Source organism: Streptomyces triculaminicus (assembly GCF_017349075.1).
In the GTDB taxonomy this organism is placed as follows: domain Bacteria; phylum Actinomycetota; class Actinomycetes; order Streptomycetales; family Streptomycetaceae; genus Streptomyces; species Streptomyces triculaminicus.
In genome coordinates this window covers 384,449-400,522 of sequence record NZ_JAFMOF010000001.1, presented here as the reverse complement: position 1 = coordinate 400,522, position 16,074 = coordinate 384,449, and the positions used below count along the sequence as shown (strand labels likewise).

Below are 16,074 nucleotides of genomic sequence, written 5' to 3'. Positions count from 1 at the left end.
CAACGGGTTCCTCCCCGGCGACCGCCCCGCACCCGAACGGTCCCCTCCGGCTAGGCGCCGGGCGCCAGCAGCTCCCGCAACGCCTCGTCCAGGGGCAGCCATTCGCGCTCGGCGCCCGGCGCCACGGTCCGCAGGGTCCTCTCCAGCCACGCCGACACGCCCGCCGCCGGGGCCATCAGCAGCGCCTGCCCATCCGGCGAGGACAGCGCGATGCAGACCATGGGCCGCCCCCGGTCCTTGCCGGGGAAGACCCGCACGTCCCCCTCCCCGGCCGCTCTGAACGTCCCGTCGACGAGCAGTTCGCGGGAGAAGGTCCACGTCACGGGCTTGTCCGAGGTGACGTGGAAGGTGATGTGGACGGCATAGGGGTCGTCCGTACGGTAGGTCAGCCGGGCCGGGACGGGGATGCTGCGCTGCGGCGACAGCACCAGGCCGATCTCGAGCTCTCGTTCCACCACGGTGTGCATGACGTACGCCCTCTCTGCTCTGCTTCCGTCGGCGCGCGGCCCCCTCGCAAGGAGAGGCCCGCTCCTGGAGAGAGCGCTCAAGGCGCACATCATGACGCGACTTCCCGGGATCGGTACCGACTTTTCGCGCGGTCCGCGCAGTCGCACGTGTGAGTGGTCCGGCCCGGGGACGGTCACAGACCCAAGTGCCGTCTGGTAGACCTGTTGGCTACCCAGTACGGCCGAGCAGATACGGGACACCGGAGACCATGAGCGCACCTATCTCGGGATCCGCTGACAGCAGCCCCGCCAGCGGCTACTATCCCGACCCCTCCATCCCCGGTTACATCCGCTACTGGAGCGGCACCGCCTGGGTCCCCGGCACCAGCAGGCCCGCGCCCGCCGCGGGGGAGCCGATGCCGGCCCCGCCCGCCGGCGCGGCCCCCGCCCCGCTGCCCGCGCTCGCCGCGCCCGTACCGCCGACGCCCCGGGCCGCCGTCCGGCAACTGCCGGACGAGACCGGCCCGGTGTTCCTGGACGAGGAGCCGCGGAGCGGCCCGGAGCGGGCCGGGGCCGCCCCGGCCTGGCAGGCCGACACCGCGCACCAGGAAGGCTTCGGCGGCGAGCAGGACCGGCGCGTCTCCTGGGGCGGTGACGTCCCCTCCGCCTCCTCCGCCGCCCCGGCGCTGCCCGCGGCGCGCGACCCGCGCGTGGCCGAGCCGCCCGCCCGGGAGGCGACGCCGTCCGCCGGGCCCGACGTTCCCGGGCAGGGCACCCTGACCCTGCGGCCCAAGCCGCACGGCGCCGCCCGGGCGGGCCGCCCGCCCCGTCCCCTCCGTCGACCCGCGCCGGGAGCCCGCCCCGACGACGCCCGCCACCCCCGCCCGCAGACCCCGCAGGCGCAGGGGGTCCAGACCCCGCCCGAGAGCGGGGCCGCCCTGCCCGTGCGGCGCCCGGAGTCCGCGCCGGTGCCCGTCACCCAGCCGCAGCCCGTGGGCTGGGCCCAGCAGGTGCAGCAGCTCGCCCAGCAGGGCCCGCGGCCCGGCGCGGGGGAGCCGGCGCCGGCCTGGAAGCCGCCCAAGGAGGATCCGTTCCTCAGCGCCGCCCAGGCGCAGGGCCGTCCCGCCGGACTCGGCCGGCGGCTCGCGGCCCGGCTGCTGGACACGCTGCTGCTGGGCGGCGTGGTGGGCGCGGTCGCCGTGCCGCTGTGGGGCAGGGCCGTCGACCACATCGACGCCAAGGTCGACCAGGCCCGGCAGACCGGCGAGACCGTCACGGTCTGGCTGCTGGACGGCACGACCGGCGGCTATCTGGCCGTCGTGCTCGCCGTGCTGCTGATCGGCGGGGTGCTCTACGAAGCGCTGCCGACGGCCAAGTGGGGGCGCACGGTGGGCAAGAAGCTGTGCGGGGTGCGGGTGCTGGACATCGAGTCGCACGAGACGCCCTCGATGGGCGCCGCGCTGCGCCGGTGGCTGCTCTACGGCGTGCTGGGCGTGCTCGGCGTGGGGGCGCTGGGCGTGCTGTGGTGTGTGTTCGACCGGCCGTGGCGGCAGTGCTGGCACGACAAGTCGGCCCGTACGTTCGTGGCGTCGGCGGAGAGCTGAGCTGACTCGAACGGCATACGGCCGGATGCGCCCTTCGGAGCCCCGGGTTCCACTGGGTCCATGAGCACCGAGCCGCCGCCGGACGCGGACGACAACGACCCGTTCAAGAAGCAGCAGCCGCCGCCCGGGCCCCCGCCGCCGTACCCGGGATCGGGCGGCGGGAGCCCGTACGGGGGCGGCCCCGGGGGCGGCGCCCCGGGCGGCGGCGGGCCCTACGGTGGCGGGCCGTACGGCGGCGGGTCGGAGAACCCCTACGGCGGCCGGAACGGCGCGGCCGATCCGCTGGCGGGGATGCCGCCGCTGGCCAGCCGCTTCAAGCGGCTGATCGCGAGGATCATCGACGCCTTCATCGTGGGCATTCCGGTGAGCGTCGTCTTCTGGCTGGCGACCTGGGGCTACGACCCGTGGAGGGACACGAGCAAGAACACGGGCCTGAGCATCCTCATCTCGCTCGTCTACTTCCTCTACGAGGGCCTGATGCTCACCACGCGCGGGCAGACGCTCGGCAAGATGGCGATGCAGATCCGCGTCGCGATGCTGGACAACGGCGCGATCCCGGAGGGCAGGCCCGGCTGGACGCGCGCGGCGGTCTACTCCCTGCCCGAGATCGTGCCGTGCTGCGGCTTCGTCTTCTGGCTGCTCAACGTGCTCTGGTGCACGTGGGACGAGCCGTACCACCAGTGCATCCACGACAAGGCGGCGAAGACCGTGGTGGTCTCGACGGTGCAGTGAGCGCCGTCAGCCGTGGAGGGAGTGCTCTCCCACGGCGGACGCGGCGTGCGCGGGCGTGCGCTGCTCGGGCAACCGGGCGGCGGCGTCCGCGCGTTCGCGCGGGATCCGCACCAGGGACGCGACGAGCAGTCCGAGGGCCAGGGCGGCCAGCGCGATGACCGCGACTTTCGGACCCGCGTCCGCCCCTGTCAGCAACAGCATGGCGAGGGTCGTGAAGACGACGGTGGCCGATCCGTAGGCGATCTGTGCAGGAGTCGGACGCGACATGGCGGGATCCGTCCTCAAGGCATCGAGAAGGGGGGTGCGGAGCCGGCTGGTACATACAGCAATCCCGACTCTACGGTGCTCTCTGCCCGAGCGGAACTGGCGGTAAGCGTGACCTAACCCACGGTACTCGGAGCATTCGGGGCGCACGGGGTCGCGGGGCGCGCCAAGGCGTGCCGGGCGCACGCCCGTTGTGGCCCGAAATCCGCAACATAAAGACCGGATAACGTACTTGCTCGCGGCGCCTCAGTCAAGATCTGTCTTTTCTTGAGTCTCTCCGGTCAAATACCTCCACAGTTCTTACTGGGGAGGACATTCACAAGTGAAGAGCAGCCAACGGCGGGTCGCTCGATCCGCCGCCGTGGTCGTCGTGGCCGCCGCGCTGGGCGCGGGGACGCTGACGACGGGTATCGCGCAGGCGACGGGCTTGACCGCCCCGTCCGGCGCGGACCAGGGCCCCTCGGCCGTCGCCGCGCGCCAGGACCCGGCACAGAAGGGCCGTGCCGTCGAGCACGACCTCAAGGGCCCGTTCAGCAAGAAGAAGGAAGCCCAGCGCAAGGCCGCGCTGGAGCAGGTGATCGCCGGCGACGCCAAGACGGAGCAGCGCGGCGCGTCGAAGGTCGTGCAGCTCGGCCGGGGGAAGTACGTCGAGCTCGCCCGGGAGAAGACCGACAGGATCTTCACCATCCTGGTCGACTTCGGCGACAAGGTCGACGACACCACGATGTACGACCCGGACGGCCCCGACGGCCCCAAGCCGCCCGTCAAGAAGTACGGCGGCAAGGCCGGCCCGGCGCACAACACGATAGCCGAGCCGGACCGTGCGAAGGACAACAGCACGGCCTGGCGCAAGGACTTCGACCGGCAGTACTTCCAGGACCTGTACTTCTCGCACGACAAGGACAAGGAGTCCCTGGCGAAGTACTACGAGAAGCAGTCCTCCGGACGCTACTCGGTCGAGGGCACCGTCACCGACTGGGTGAAGGTGCAGTGGAACGAGGCCCGTTACGGCTCCAACTACTGCGGCTCCACCAACTGCCCCAGCGCCTGGGACCTCGTCCGCGACGGCGTGAACCAGTGGGCGGCGAACCAGAAGGCCGCCGGTCGCAGCGACGCCGACATCAAGGCCGAGCTGGCGAAGTACGACCAGTGGGACCGCAACGACTACGACGGCGACGGCAACTTCAACGAGCCGGACGGCTACATCGACCACTTCCAGATCGTCCACGCCGGCGAGGACGAGTCCGCCGGCGGCGGCGCCCAGGGCAAGGACGCCATCTGGGCCCACCGCTGGTACGCCTACGGCTCCGACGCCGGCAAGACCGGCCCCACGGGCAACAAGGCGGGCGGCGCCCAGATCGGCGACACCGGCATCTGGGTCGGCGACTACACCATGCAGCCGGAGAACGGCGGCCTCGGCGTCTTCGCCCACGAGTACGGCCACGACCTGGGCCTGCCCGACGAGTACGACACCACCGGCACCGGTGAGTCCTCCGTCGCCTACTGGTCCCTGATGTCCTCCGGCTCCTGGCTGGGCGAGGGCAAGGAGAGCATCGGCGACCTGCCCGGCGACATGAGCGCCTGGGACAAGCTGCAGCTGGGCTGGCTCAACTACGGCAAGGCCAAGGCGGCGACGAAGTCGACGCACAAGCTGGGCGTGGCGGAGTACAACACCAAGGACAAGCAGGCGCTGGTCGTCGATCTTCCGAACAAGAAGGTCACCACGGACGTCGTCAAGCCGGCCGAGGGCACCCAGCAGTGGTGGAGCGGCCAGGGCGACGACCTGAAGAACACCCTCACCCGTAGCGTCGACCTCACCGGCAAGGCCAAGGCCTCGCTGGACCTGTCCGGCTGGTGGGACATCGAGGAGAACTACGACTACCTCTACGCCGAGGTCTCCACGGACGGCGGCGCCAACTACACGCCGCTCGACGGCACCGCCGACGGCAAGGTCATCACCCGTGACGGCGGCGACAAGCCGGCCCTGACCGGTGTCTCGGGCGCGTACAAGAAGCTCTCGTACTCCCTCGACGCCTACGCGGGCAAGAAGATCGACCTGCGCTTCCGCTACGCCACCGACGGCGGCACCTCCGGCAAGGGCTTCACCGCCGACGCCATCACGCTGACCGCCGACGGCGCGAACGTCTTCTCCGACGGCGCCGAGGCCGGCGACAACGGCTGGACGGTGAAGGGCTTCTCGCGCATCGGCGCCTCCTTCACCAAGGAGTACCCGCAGTACTACATCGCCGAGAACCGGCAGTACGTCTCGTACGACCGGACCCTGCGCAACGGCCCGTACAACTTCGGCTGGCGCAGCACCAAGCGCTCGTGGGTCGAGCACTTCCCGTACCAGACCGGTCTGCTGATCTGGCAGTGGGACACCTCGCAGGTGGACAACAACGTCGGCGTCCACCCGGGCACCGGCCGCATCCTGCCCGTCGACGCCCACCCCAAGGCCGAGAAGTGGGCCAACGGCAAGCTCATGGACAACCGCTTCCAGGCGTACGACTCGGCCTTCGGCTGGTTCCCGGCCCAGGGCTACACCGTGCACTCGGACGGCGTGGCGACGCGCGTCAAGGGCAAGCTGGGCGTTCCGGTCTTCGACGACCACAAGAACACCTACTACGACGCGGAGAACCCCACGGGCGGTGTGAAGATCACCGACACCAACACCCGGATCCGGATCCTCACCCAGGCCCCCAGCGGCTCGACCATGACGGTCCAGGTCGGCCCGGCCGGCAAGTGACCCACCGGTAGGCGGGAGCTCCGCGACCGCGCCGCAGGTCGGAACCGCACCGGCCGTCGCCCCCTGGCGGGCGGCGGCCGGTCGGCTTGAGAATGCCTCTCATGATGGTCTTATCGACAGCCTTGTCCATCAGGGAGGCATGAGGCGGATGACAGGTGGTGGATTCGTCCGGCTCCCCGACGGCAGCGTGGTCGTCGCCCTGTCGCTGACCATGCCGCCCGACGACGGCCCCCGGCCGGGAGCACGCGTCCGCGTCCTCGTCCACGCCGCCAACCGCGCCCGGGCCCTGACCCGGCTGCGCAACCTCGGGATGCGCGCCGTCTACCTGCGCGGCAACACCGAGCCGCCCGTGCCCGACGAGATCACCGCCGTGCTGCACCACCCGGACGGGGTGGTCTGGCGGTCCGCCCCCGACGACGACACCGAGTCCTGGCACCCCATCGCCAGCCTGCTGCGGGGCAGGCCCGCCGGAGCCGCCTGAGAGCCCCCGTACGGCCCCCCGGGCGCCGTCAGCCGCCCTGGACGACCGGCTTGCCGCTGAGCTCCACCCCGGCCTCCCGCAGCTCCTCCAGCGCCCGCTGGGTGGTGTGCGGGGCGACGCCGGCGGTCAGGTCGAGCAGCACATGGGTGGCGAAGCCGTGCCGCCGGGCGTCCAGGGCGGTGGCCCGTACGCAGTGGTCGGTGGCGATGCCCACCACGTCCACCTCGGTCACCCCGCGCTCGCGCAGCCAGTCCGCCAGCGGCGTGCCGTTCTCGTCCGCGCCCTCGAAGCCGCTGTACGCGGCCGCGTGGGCGCCCTTGTCGAAGACGGCCGCGACGGCGCCGGAGGCGATGACGGGCGCGAAGTTGGGGTGGAAGCCGCTGCCCTCCGTGCCCGCCACGCAGTGGGCGGGCCAGCTCTTCTCGTAGTCGGGGCGCTCGGAGAAGTGGTCGCCGGGGTCCACGTGGAAGTCGCGGGTGGCGACCACGTGGGCGTAGCCGGCCGGCGCCTCGCCCACCAGGTCGGTTATGGCGGCGGCCACGTCGGCGCCGCCGGCCACCGCGAGGCTGCCGCCCTCGCAGAAGTCGTTCTGCACGTCGACGATGATCAGCGCACGGTTCATGGTGCAGATCCTTTGTGAGGGGGCCTCGGCCGACGACGCGATCAACCCTGTGTGACCGAGGGTAGTGACTGCCCTTGCGCAATGGGAGGGGCACTCGGGCGCGCCCGGGGGCATCCCGTCAGGGATCTCCCGGGCGCGCGGAGTTCCCTCAGAGGTACTCCGTGGGCAGCACGGGCTCGCCGCGCGAGAGCTGGGTCGCCGACATCGGCAGCCCCCCGCGCGCCGCGGCGTGCCGCTCCCGCGCCGCGTCCAGGGGCTCGCGGGCCACGACCTCGCCGCCCCTGACCAGCTCCACCAGCAGCTGCCGGTCGGCCAGCTCGGCCGGGATCTCCCCGGTGCCCACGACCTCCGCCTCCGCGACGCCCGAGGCGTCGGTGCGGCGCGCGGCCCACTTGCGGCCGCCGAGGGAGGTCTTGCCGCCCATCGACTTCTTGGCGACGGGCCGCAGCGGAGCCCCGGGCTCGTCCGCACGGGCGACGAGCTTGTAGACCATCGAGCAGGTGGGGTGGCCGCTGCCGGTCACCAGCTGGGTGCCGACGCCGTAGGCGTCCACGGGGGCGGCGGCCAGCGAGGCGATGGCGTACTCGTCCAGGTCGCTGGTGACCACGATGCGGGTGTCCTTCGCGCCCAGGTCGTCCAGCTGCTGCCGGACGCGGTGGGCGAGCAGCAGCAGGTCTCCGGAGTCGATCCGGACCGCGCCGAGGTCCGTTCCGGCGACCTCCACGGCCAGCCGGACCGCCTCGGTGACGTCGTAGGTGTCCACCAGCAGCGTGGTGCCCGAGCCGAGCGAGTCGACCTGGGCGGTGAAGGCGTCGCGCTCGCTGTCGTGCACGAGGGTGAAGGCGTGCGCACTGGTGCCGACCGTCGGAATGCTGTAACGGAAGCCCGCGGCGAGGTCGGAGGTGGAGGAGAAGCCGCCCACGTAGGCCGCGCGGGCGGCGGCCACGGCCGCCAGCTCGTGGGTGCGGCGCGCGCCCATCTCGATCATCGGCCGGTCGCCCGCCGCCACCGCCATCCGCGAGGCGGCCGCGGCGACGGCGGAGTCGTGGTTGAGGATCGAGAGGATCACGGTCTCGAGCAGCACCGCCTCGGCGAAGGTGCCCTCGACGCGCAGCACGGGGGAGCCGGGGAAGTAGACCTCGCCCTCGGGGTAGCCCCAGATGTCACCGCGGAAGCGGTAGTCGGCCAGCCAGGCGAGGGTGGGCTCGTCCACGATCCGCTGCTCGGCGAGGAAGTCCAGCACGCCGCTGTCGAAGCGGAAGTTCTCCACGGCGTCCAGGACGCGGCCGGTGCCCGCCACGACGCCGTAGCGCCGGCCTTCGGGCAGGCGGCGGGTGAAGACCTCGAAGACCGAGCGGCGGTCGGCGGTGCCGGACCGCAGCGCACCCTGCAGCATCGTGAGTTCGTACCGGTCGGTGAAGAGGGCCGTCGATGGAACGTCCACCGGGAGCCTCAGGTCCGCAGCGTTCATGGCACAAGATGCTACCCCCAGATCTCGTCAGAGTGACGATTTCTGGAGCGTGATCTACGGAACCCCTGCTCGGGCCTGTGTGCGAAACCCGGACCCCGTTTGTGCGGGCGGGGGGTGCGAGTGGCAGCATGGATACGTGAGCGACGCACGCGAGGCCGCCGGGCCGCAGAAGATCTCAACCCGCACTTGCGCCTCGCGGGCGGAGAAGCGACCCATGGAGCGCGCGTGAGTGTTGCACCGGTCGAGATCGAACGGCCCGAAACGGGCGAGTCGCCCTTCGCGGTGGCCGAACCCGATGTTCCTTGGGTGACCCTGGTTCATAACGACCCCGTCAACCTCATGAGTTATGTGACGTATGTGTTCCAGGCCTACTTCGGCTACTCCAAGGACAAGGCGCACCGGCTGATGCTCGACGTCCATCACAAGGGCCGCGCGACGGTCTCCAGTGGCAGCCGTGAGGAGATGGAGCGCGACGTGCAGGCGATGCACGGCTACGGGCTCTGGGCGACGCTGTCGCAGGACCGTTGATGGCCGGGCACTTCGAGCCGCTGGCCGGCGGCGGGGCGGCCGTCGCCCTGGACGAGGTCGAGGTCTCCATCCTGCGCAGCCTGGCCGTGCAGCTCCTGGAGCTGATCGGCCCGGGTGACGACGGGGGCCCGGACGCCGCCGACCCGCTGGCCCGGCTGTTCGCGGAGGGCCCCAGCGAGCCCCCGGCCGACCCGGCCCTGGCCCGGCTGTTCCCCGACGCCTACGGCGACCCGGACAGGGAGCAGGACCGGCAGGAGCGCGCGCACGCCGCCGAATTCCGCCGCTACACCGAGAACGACCTGCGCACCCGCAAGCGCGAGGACGCGCTCGGCATGGTCCGCTCGCTGGACTCGCTGACGGTGTCGGGCGACGACGCCGCGGTGCTCCGGCTGGGCCCCGAGGACTGCGGGCGCTGGCTCGGCGCGCTCAACGATCTCCGGCTGACCATCGGCACCCGGCTGGAGATCACGAACGAGGACGACGGGGACGAGCTGTTCCGGCTGCCGGACGAGGATCCGCGCAAGCCGATGGTCATGGCCTACCTCTGGCTCGGGGGCCTTCAGGAGACCCTCGTCGAGGCCCTGATGGCCTGAATGAGGACGTCCGCTCAGCGGAGCCTCAATTCCGGATAACGATCGAATCACTGTAACGGCGGCCTTTGGCTGCCGTTGTTCGCTATGTCCGCTTTTATTTGTGGCGTGCGCCATAACGCGCAGGACGATCACCCGGTCACTCGTGATACATCTTGCCGACCTGCCTCTGCGACGCCACCCCTGTCGCAGCGGAAGCGCTAGCCGACCGACCGTCGGCGCTGAGCAGGAACTCCATCCGGGGGGATCGGAACCCGATCCGGAGCATCCGGATCGGTATGGAGAAAGGCGCACCACCATGACCTCTGAGCAGGTCGCCGACCGCACCGCAGTGCGGGACGGAGAGGGAAGCGGCAAGGAAGCTTCCGAGGGTTACCAGCGGGGACTGGGTAACCGACAGATTCAGATGATCGCCATTGGTGGCGCCATCGGCACCGGCCTCTTCCTGGGCGCGGGCAGAGCGATATCGAAGGCCGGACCCAGCCTGATCCTGGCCTACGCGATAGCCGGCCTGGTCATCTTCTTCATCATGCGAGCGCTCGGTGAGCTGCTCATGTACCGCCCGGTGTCGGGCTCCTTCTCGGACTACGCCCGAGAGTTCCTCGGCCCCTTCTGGGGTTATGTGACCGGATGGACGTACTGGCTCTTCTGGGTCGTCACCGGCATCGTCGAGGTGACCGCCGCGGCCTCCTATGTGCAGTACTGGAACAAGTCGATCCCGCAATGGGTCTCGGCGCTGGTCTTCACCGTCATCCTGTACTTCGCCAACCTGATCTCCGTGAAGCTCTTCGGTGAGCTGGAGTTCTGGTTCTCGATGGTCAAGGTCACCGCCATCATCGGCATGATCCTCATCGGCATCGGCGTGCTCACCATCGGCTTCTCCGACGCCGGTGACACCGCCACCGTCTCCAACCTCTGGAACGACGGCGGATTCTTCCCGCACGGCATCGGCAACACCCTGATGACCCTGCAGATCGTGATGTTCGCCTTCCTCGCCGTCGAGCTGGTCGGCGTCACCGCGGGCGAGGCCAAGGACCCGGAGAAGACGCTCCCCAAGGCGATCAACACCGTGCCGTGGCGCATCGCGGTCTTCTACATCGGCGCGCTGATCATCATCCTGGCCGTGGTCCCGTGGGGCGAGTTCATGCCGGGCGTCAGCCCGTTCGTGGCCGCCTTCCAGAAGATCGGCCTGCCGGCCGGCGCCGGAATCGTCAACTTCGTGGTCCTCACCGCGGCGCTGTCGTCCTGCAACTCCGGTATGTACTCCACCGGCCGCATGCTGCGCGACCTGTCCCTCAACGGCCAGGGCCCGAAGTTCTTCGGTCAGCTGAGCAAGAAGGGCCTGCCGCTGCGCGGCACCACCTTCTCGGCCGCGCTGATGCTGGTCGGCGTCGTGATCAACTACGAGTGGCCGGGCAAGGCGTTCGACTACGTCGTCTCCTTCGCGACCATCTCCGGCATGTGGGCCTGGATCATGATCCTCGTCTGCCAGCTCCGCTACCGTCGCAAGGCCGACCGCGGCGAGCTCCCGCAGTCCGCGTTCCGTGCCCCCGGCGCGCCGTGGACCAGCCTCTTCGCCCTCGCCTTCATCTTCATGGTCATCGTGATGATGGGCATCGACAAGGACGCGCGGGTCTCGCTGTACTGCGCCCCCGTCTGGGCGGCGATCATGTGGGTCTCGTACATCGTGCTCAAGAAGCGCAACCCCGAGGCGTTCGAGCGCAAGGAGTACTCGCAGGTCTCCTGACGACCGCCACGTGAACGACGGAACCCGCCCGTACCACTGGTACGGGCGGGTTCTTCGCGTTCGGCCGTGTTCCGAAACCGGTCATGTTCTTGAAACATCGCGACCGGCCCGCGCGACGCACACCCCTTCTATTGTGGGCGCATGCTGACCATCACCCAGGCCCTGTACGACCGGATCGTCGCGCACGCCCGTGCCGACCACCCCGACGAGGCGTGCGGCGTGGTCGCCGGCCCGGCCGGCAGCGACCGCCCCGAGCGGTTCGTCCCGATGCTCAACGCGGCCCGGTCGCCCACGTTCTACGAGTTCGACTCGACGGACCTGCTGAAGCTCTACCGCGAGATGGACGACCGCGACGAGGAGCCCGTCGTGATCTACCACTCCCACACCGCGACCGAGGCCTACCCCTCCCGCACCGACGTCTCCTACGCGGGCGAACCGGGCGCGCACTACGTCCTGGTCTCCACGGCCGACGGCGACGGCGCCGGGCCGTTCCAGTTCCGCTCGTTCCGGATCGTCGAGGGCGAGATCACCGAGGAGGACGTCACGGTGGTCGAGGCCTACTGAGCGGCCCCCATCCGCTCACCACTCAAGACGACCTGTTTCACATACCGGGACGAACATACGGCTGCCGCACGGGGAATCGATACGATGCGCCCACAGTTCTCCCTCAGGAACCAGGAACCTCCCGCACTCCGACAGGAGCACAACCCATGGCCATCGAGGTCCGCATCCCCACCATCCTCCGCACCTACACCGACGGCCGGAAGGCCGTCGAGGGCAGCGGCGCCACGCTCGACGAGCTCTTCAAGGACCTGGAGACCCGCCACGCCGGCATCCGCGAGCGCCTGGTCGACGAGTCCGGAGAGCTGCGCCGCTTCGTGAACGTCTACCTCAACGACGAGGACGTCCGCTTCCTGGCCGGGATCACCACCGAGCTCGGCGACGGCGACAGCGTCACCATCCTCCCGGCCGTCGCCGGCGGCATGGCCTAGATCGGGCAGCCGGTGCGCTACGACAGCCCCCTGGCCGCGGTGGGCAACACCCCGCTCGTCCGCCTGCCGCGCCTGTCCCCGTCCGCGTCCGTGCGGATCTGGGCCAAGCTGGAGGACCGCAACCCCACGGGATCGGTCAAGGACCGCCCCGCCCTGCACATGATCGAGCAGGCGGAGAAGGCCGGCCGGCTCACCCCGGGCTGCACGATCCTCGAGCCCACCTCCGGCAACACCGGCATCTCCCTCGCCATGGCCGCCAAGCTCAAGGGCTACCGCATGGTGTGCGTGATGCCCGAGAACACCAGCGAGGAGCGGCGGCAGCTGCTCGCCATGTGGGGCGCCGAGATCATCCCCTCGCCCGCCGCCGGCGGCTCGAACACCGCCGTGCGGGTGGCCAAGGAGCTGGCCGAGCAGCACCCCGACTGGGTGATGCTCTATCAGTACGGCAACCCCGACAACGCCGGTGCCCACTACGCCACCACCGGCCCCGAGATCCTCGCCGACCTCCCCGAGATCACCCACTTCGTGGCCGGCCTCGGCACCACCGGCACCCTGATGGGCGTGGGGCGCTATCTGCGCGAGCACCGGCCCGGTGTGCGGATCGTCGCCGCCGAGCCGCGCTACGACGACGTCGTCTACGGCCTGCGCAACCTCGACGAGGGCTTCGTGCCCGAGCTCTACGACGCGTCCGTCCTCACCACCCGCTTCTCCGTGGGGTCCGAGGACGCCGTCCGTCGCACCCGCGAACTCCTCGCCGAGGAGGGCATCTTCGCGGGCGTGTCCACGGGCGCGGTGCTGCACGCCGCGCTCGGCGTCGCGCGCAAGGCGGTACGCGCCCAGGAGAGCGCCGACATCGTCTTCATCGTGGCCGACGGCGGCTGGAAGTACCTCTCCACCGGCGTCTACACCGCCGCCACCACCGAAGAGGCGGTCGAGACGCTGCACGGCCAGCTCTGGGCGTAGTGTTCCCGTGCCGTCCGCGCGCGCCGGTCCGTATGAACAGACCGGTCCGTAAAGAACAGAACTGTGCACGGATGAACTGCTACTACCGATGTTGGGAAGCGGCTGACATCATCCCGTAGGAGACGCACATGAACTGTCCCGCATGTGGATCTTCGGACACGAGGCAACTCAACAATGGAAACTGGCAGTGCGGAAGCTGCGGCGCAGTCACGGCTGGATAGGGCGGCGTGGGATGCACTCGCCCCTGAAACGCGCGAGCGGCTGGCGGCCTTCATGTCGCCGGAGGTCTTCACCGTGACGGCGGGCAGCAAGGAGTCGGCCGAGCGCTTCCAGCGCTTCATGGACACCCTCGACCGCGCCGAGCGGCACCGCCCCCTGTAAGGCGCCCGGCTCCGGCCGCGTACCGTCCGCGCGGCCGCGCCACCCGTGCGTACGTATGTCCCCCTGCCCGTCCCCGTGAGGGCCCCGTCCGCGCCGCGTCGTCCGGCGCGGGCGGGGCCCTGCGCCCATGCGGGGGGTCGTCGGGCGCCGTAGCGGACCACGTCCGTCCTGGTGATTCCGCCCACACGCCCCGCCCCGGAGGAGTCCGCGCCTCCATCTCGCCTTACCCTCGACTGCACCGCATGGCCCCCCGTAACCAGCCCACGGAGGTTCAGGCCCGCATGAAGCTCACCGTCGTCGGATGCTCGGGCTCGTTCCCGTCCACGGAATCGGCCTGCTCGAGCTATCTGGTGGAGGCCGACGGCTACCGGATCCTCCTCGACATGGGCAATGGCGCCCTCGGCGAGCTGCAGCGCCACATCGGTCTGTACGACCTCGACGCCGTGCTGCTGTCGCATCTGCACCCCGACCACTGCATCGACATGTGCGGCTACTTCGTCGCCCGCTACTACCGCCACGAGGGCGGCCGTGCCGACGCCATACCCGTCTACGGCCCGGAGGGGACCGAGCGGCGGCTGGTCACCGCCTACGGCGACGTCCCCCACGAGGCCTGCATGAGCGAGGTCTTCGACTTCCGCACCCTCGCGCCGGGCACGTTCTCCCTCGGCCCCCTCACGATCCGCACCGCCCGGGTGAGCCACCCCGTGGAGGCGTTCGCCTTCCGGGTCGAGCACGACGGCTCGGCGCTGGTGTACTCGGGCGACACGGGCCCCTGCGAGGCGTTGTCCGAGCTGTCGCGGGGGGCGGACCTGCTGCTGTGCGAGGCGTCCTTCACCCACGGCAAGGAGGACATCCCCGATCTCCACCTCAACGGCCTCGAGGCGGGTCAGACGGCCGCCCGGGCCGCCGTGGGGCGTCTCGTCCTCACCCACATCCCGCCGTGGACGGACCCCCTCACCAACCTCCGCGACGCGCGCTCGGTCTACGACGGCCCGGCGGAGCTGGCCCGCGCGGGCGCGGTCTACGAGCTGTAGGGGCGCGGACGGTACGTACGCACAAGGCCCGCGGAACCGGAGTGGTTCCGCGGGCCTTGTCGGTCCGGCCGGGCGCTACGGCCCCGGTGCCGTCAGGACTTGATGTCCTCCAGCTGGCCCTCGGGCTCACGGCCCGGGGTGGGGAGGTTGAACTTGGTGATCGCGAAGCGGAACACCACGTAGTACAGGGCGCCGAAGCACAGGCCCACCGCGGCCAGCATCCACGGCTTGCTGGCGATGCCCAGGTTCAGCAGGAAGTCGATGGCGCCGGCCGAGAAGCCGAAGCCGTCCTTCATGCCGAGCGCCCAGGTCAGGGCCAGCGAGACACCGGTGAGCACCGCGTGGACGGCGTAGAGCGCCGGGGCGATGAACATGAAGGTGAACTCGATCGGCTCGGTCACACCCGTGACGAACGCGGTGAGCGCGAGGGAGAGCATCATGCCGCCGACGACCTTGCGGTTCTCCGGGCGGGCGCAGTGGACGATCGCCAGGCACGCGGCCGGCAGCGCGAACATCATGATCGGGAAGAAGCCGGTCATGAACTGTCCGGCGTCCGGGTCGCCGGCGAGGAAGCGGGCGATGTCGCCGTGCTTGCCGTTGAAGTCACCGGCCTGCAGCCACGGGAAGGAGTTGAGCAGGTGGTGCATGCCGACGGGGATCAGCGCGCGGTTGGCGACGCCGAAGATGCCCGCGCCCACGGCGCCGGAGCCGACGAGCCACTCGCCGAAGTTGTGCAGACCCGTGCCCAGGACCGGCCAGATGAGACCGAAGACGATGCCGATGACCAGACCGGCGAACGCCGAGAGGATCGGGACGAGGCGGCGGCCGCCGAAGAAGCCCAGCCAGTCGGGGAGCTTCTTGCGGCTGTAGCGCTGGTAGAGCAGGGCCACCACGAGACCCATGACGACACCGCCGAGGACGCCGGCGTTGACGGGCGCCTCGTTCATGACGATCTTGCCGTCGACGACCGCGGCGACCTTCGGCAGGTTCTTGTCGGTGAAGGTGGCGAGCACCTCCTTGAAGACCAGGTAACCGGCCACGGCGGCCAGCGCCGTGGAGCCGTCGGACTTCTTCGCGAAGCCGATCGCCACACCGACGGCGAACAGCAGCGCCATGTTGCCCAGCAGCGCGTTGCCGCCGGCCGACATATAGCTCGCGATCTTGGTGATGAACTCGGGGAACGACTCGCGACCGAGCATGTCGTTGTTGCCGAGGCGCACCAGCAGTGCGGCGGCGGGCAGGACCGCGACCGGCAGCATCAGGCTGCGGCCGATACGCTGGGCGACGGCCATGGCGCCGGCGCCCCGCTTCTTCTTCTGCGGTGCCGCCTCTTCAGGCGCCGCCTTCGCCGCCTTGGCTGCCGTACTCATCGGATTCCTCCAGGTGAGGCGGGCGCTCGGGGGGATGGGGGACGGCCCGCATTTGGTCTACACCACTAGTGGTTTAGACCTGTTGTAGCACGTGAGTCGGGCA

17 protein-coding genes are annotated in these 16,074 nt (G+C 70.4%); 12 read left to right on the top strand and 5 right to left on the bottom strand.

The window, feature by feature from the left end; genetic code table 11:
- Positions 1-50: 50 nt before the first annotated feature.
- On the bottom strand, positions 51-467 hold the full coding sequence (locus J1792_RS01960) for an SsgA family sporulation/cell division regulator (protein ID WP_086572167.1): 417 nt from the start codon (positions 465-467) through the stop codon (positions 51-53).
- 248 nt (positions 468-715) lie between these two features.
- Between J1792_RS01960 and J1792_RS01955 the strand changes: the two genes are divergently transcribed.
- Positions 716-2,050 (top strand): RDD family protein, encoded by a 1,335-nt coding sequence (locus J1792_RS01955; protein WP_207246556.1) that lies wholly within the window; start codon positions 716-718, stop codon positions 2,048-2,050.
- A 60-nt stretch (positions 2,051-2,110) separates the two neighbouring features.
- Positions 2,111-2,782: an RDD family protein gene (locus J1792_RS01950; RefSeq protein ID WP_207246555.1), complete on the top strand. Its 672-nt coding sequence runs from the start codon at positions 2,111-2,113 to the stop codon at positions 2,780-2,782.
- 6 nt (positions 2,783-2,788) lie between these two features.
- Here J1792_RS01950 and J1792_RS01945 read toward each other — a convergent pair whose 3' ends face one another.
- Positions 2,789-3,049 carry a hypothetical protein gene (locus J1792_RS01945; protein WP_179198711.1) on the bottom strand — a complete coding sequence of 87 codons (261 nt, stop codon included), beginning with the start codon at positions 3,047-3,049 and terminating at the stop codon, positions 2,789-2,791.
- Positions 3,050-3,368: 319 nt separating this feature from the next.
- Here J1792_RS01945 and J1792_RS01940 point away from each other — a divergent pair, with 319 nt between their 5' ends.
- Together J1792_RS01940 and J1792_RS01935 are read left to right on the top strand one after the other, a co-directional pair.
- A complete protein-coding gene (locus J1792_RS01940; RefSeq protein WP_086565978.1) occupies positions 3,369-5,792 on the top strand; it encodes an immune inhibitor A domain-containing protein in 2,424 nt (807 codons plus the stop codon).
- Positions 5,793-5,940: 148 nt separating this feature from the next.
- On the top strand, positions 5,941-6,273 hold the full coding sequence (locus J1792_RS01935) for a hypothetical protein (RefSeq protein ID WP_207246554.1): 333 nt from the start codon (positions 5,941-5,943) through the stop codon (positions 6,271-6,273).
- Positions 6,274-6,301: 28 nt separating this feature from the next.
- Here the strand turns inward: J1792_RS01935 and J1792_RS01930 are convergent, their stop codons facing one another.
- Entirely contained in the window at positions 6,302-6,895 is a 594-nt protein-coding gene (locus tag J1792_RS01930; RefSeq protein ID WP_086565980.1) for an isochorismatase family protein, read from the bottom strand.
- Positions 6,896-7,043: 148 nt separating this feature from the next.
- Positions 7,044-8,366, bottom strand: a complete 1,323-nt coding sequence (locus J1792_RS01925) for a nicotinate phosphoribosyltransferase (RefSeq protein WP_086565981.1) — start codon at positions 8,364-8,366, stop codon at positions 7,044-7,046.
- 225 nt (positions 8,367-8,591) lie between these two features.
- Here J1792_RS01925 and clpS point away from each other — a divergent pair, with 225 nt between their 5' ends.
- The 8 genes from clpS (at position 8,592) to J1792_RS01885 (ending at position 14,601) form a co-directional block, all read left to right on the top strand.
- Entirely contained in the window at positions 8,592-8,894 is a 303-nt protein-coding gene (gene clpS, locus J1792_RS01920) for an ATP-dependent Clp protease adapter ClpS (protein ID WP_086565982.1), read from the top strand.
- The gene (locus J1792_RS01915) at positions 8,894-9,487 is read left to right on the top strand and encodes a DUF2017 domain-containing protein (RefSeq protein ID WP_086565983.1); all 594 of its coding nucleotides are present in this window, start codon (positions 8,894-8,896) and stop codon (positions 9,485-9,487) included. The genes clpS and J1792_RS01915 overlap by 1 nt, the downstream gene beginning before the upstream one ends.
- A gap of 295 nt (positions 9,488-9,782) precedes the next feature.
- Positions 9,783-11,231, top strand: coding sequence for an amino acid permease (locus J1792_RS01910; protein WP_086565984.1), 1,449 nt, complete (start codon positions 9,783-9,785; stop codon positions 11,229-11,231).
- A 141-nt stretch (positions 11,232-11,372) separates the two neighbouring features.
- Complete coding sequence (locus J1792_RS01905; RefSeq protein ID WP_086565985.1) at positions 11,373-11,795, top strand: M67 family metallopeptidase; 423 nt, start codon at positions 11,373-11,375, stop codon at positions 11,793-11,795.
- 146 nt (positions 11,796-11,941) lie between these two features.
- Positions 11,942-12,223, top strand: a complete 282-nt coding sequence (locus tag J1792_RS01900; protein WP_086565986.1) for a MoaD/ThiS family protein — start codon at positions 11,942-11,944, stop codon at positions 12,221-12,223.
- A gap of 12 nt (positions 12,224-12,235) precedes the next feature.
- Positions 12,236-13,186, top strand: coding sequence for a PLP-dependent cysteine synthase family protein (locus tag J1792_RS01895; protein WP_086565987.1), 951 nt, complete (start codon positions 12,236-12,238; stop codon positions 13,184-13,186).
- 128 nt (positions 13,187-13,314) lie between these two features.
- Entirely contained in the window at positions 13,315-13,407 is a 93-nt protein-coding gene (locus J1792_RS35660; RefSeq protein ID WP_107430956.1) for a transposase, read from the top strand.
- Positions 13,408-13,848: 441 nt separating this feature from the next.
- On the top strand, positions 13,849-14,601 hold the full coding sequence (locus J1792_RS01885) for an MBL fold metallo-hydrolase (RefSeq protein WP_086572741.1): 753 nt from the start codon (positions 13,849-13,851) through the stop codon (positions 14,599-14,601).
- 92 nt (positions 14,602-14,693) lie between these two features.
- Here J1792_RS01885 and J1792_RS01880 read toward each other — a convergent pair whose 3' ends face one another.
- On the bottom strand, positions 14,694-15,971 hold the full coding sequence (locus J1792_RS01880; protein WP_086572739.1) for a PTS transporter subunit EIIC: 1,278 nt from the start codon (positions 15,969-15,971) through the stop codon (positions 14,694-14,696).
- Between the last annotated feature and the right edge of the window lie 103 nt (positions 15,972-16,074).

Bases quoted from the DNA above. Each gene is read 5' to 3' on its own strand.
- J1792_RS01960 (WP_086572167.1), bottom strand. From the start codon at position 467: ATGCACACCGTGGTGGAACGAGAGCTCGAGATCGGCCTGGTGCTGTCG.
- J1792_RS01955 (WP_207246556.1), top strand. From the start codon at position 716: ATGAGCGCACCTATCTCGGGATCCGCTGACAGCAGCCCCGCCAGCGGC.
- J1792_RS01950 (WP_207246555.1), top strand. From the start codon at position 2,111: ATGAGCACCGAGCCGCCGCCGGACGCGGACGACAACGACCCGTTCAAG.
- J1792_RS01945 (WP_179198711.1), bottom strand. From the start codon at position 3,049: ATGTCGCGTCCGACTCCTGCACAGATCGCCTACGGATCGGCCACCGTC.
- J1792_RS01935 (WP_207246554.1), top strand. From the start codon at position 5,941: ATGACAGGTGGTGGATTCGTCCGGCTCCCCGACGGCAGCGTGGTCGTC.
- J1792_RS01930 (WP_086565980.1), bottom strand. From the start codon at position 6,895: ATGAACCGTGCGCTGATCATCGTCGACGTGCAGAACGACTTCTGCGAG.
- J1792_RS01925 (WP_086565981.1), bottom strand. From the start codon at position 8,366: ATGAACGCTGCGGACCTGAGGCTCCCGGTGGACGTTCCATCGACGGCC.
- J1792_RS01915 (WP_086565983.1), top strand. From the start codon at position 8,894: ATGGCCGGGCACTTCGAGCCGCTGGCCGGCGGCGGGGCGGCCGTCGCC.
- J1792_RS01910 (WP_086565984.1), top strand. From the start codon at position 9,783: ATGACCTCTGAGCAGGTCGCCGACCGCACCGCAGTGCGGGACGGAGAG.
- J1792_RS01905 (WP_086565985.1), top strand. From the start codon at position 11,373: ATGCTGACCATCACCCAGGCCCTGTACGACCGGATCGTCGCGCACGCC.
- J1792_RS01900 (WP_086565986.1), top strand. From the start codon at position 11,942: ATGGCCATCGAGGTCCGCATCCCCACCATCCTCCGCACCTACACCGAC.
- J1792_RS35660 (WP_107430956.1), top strand. From the start codon at position 13,315: ATGAACTGTCCCGCATGTGGATCTTCGGACACGAGGCAACTCAACAAT.
- J1792_RS01885 (WP_086572741.1), top strand. From the start codon at position 13,849: ATGAAGCTCACCGTCGTCGGATGCTCGGGCTCGTTCCCGTCCACGGAA.
- J1792_RS01880 (WP_086572739.1), bottom strand. From the start codon at position 15,971: ATGAGTACGGCAGCCAAGGCGGCGAAGGCGGCGCCTGAAGAGGCGGCA.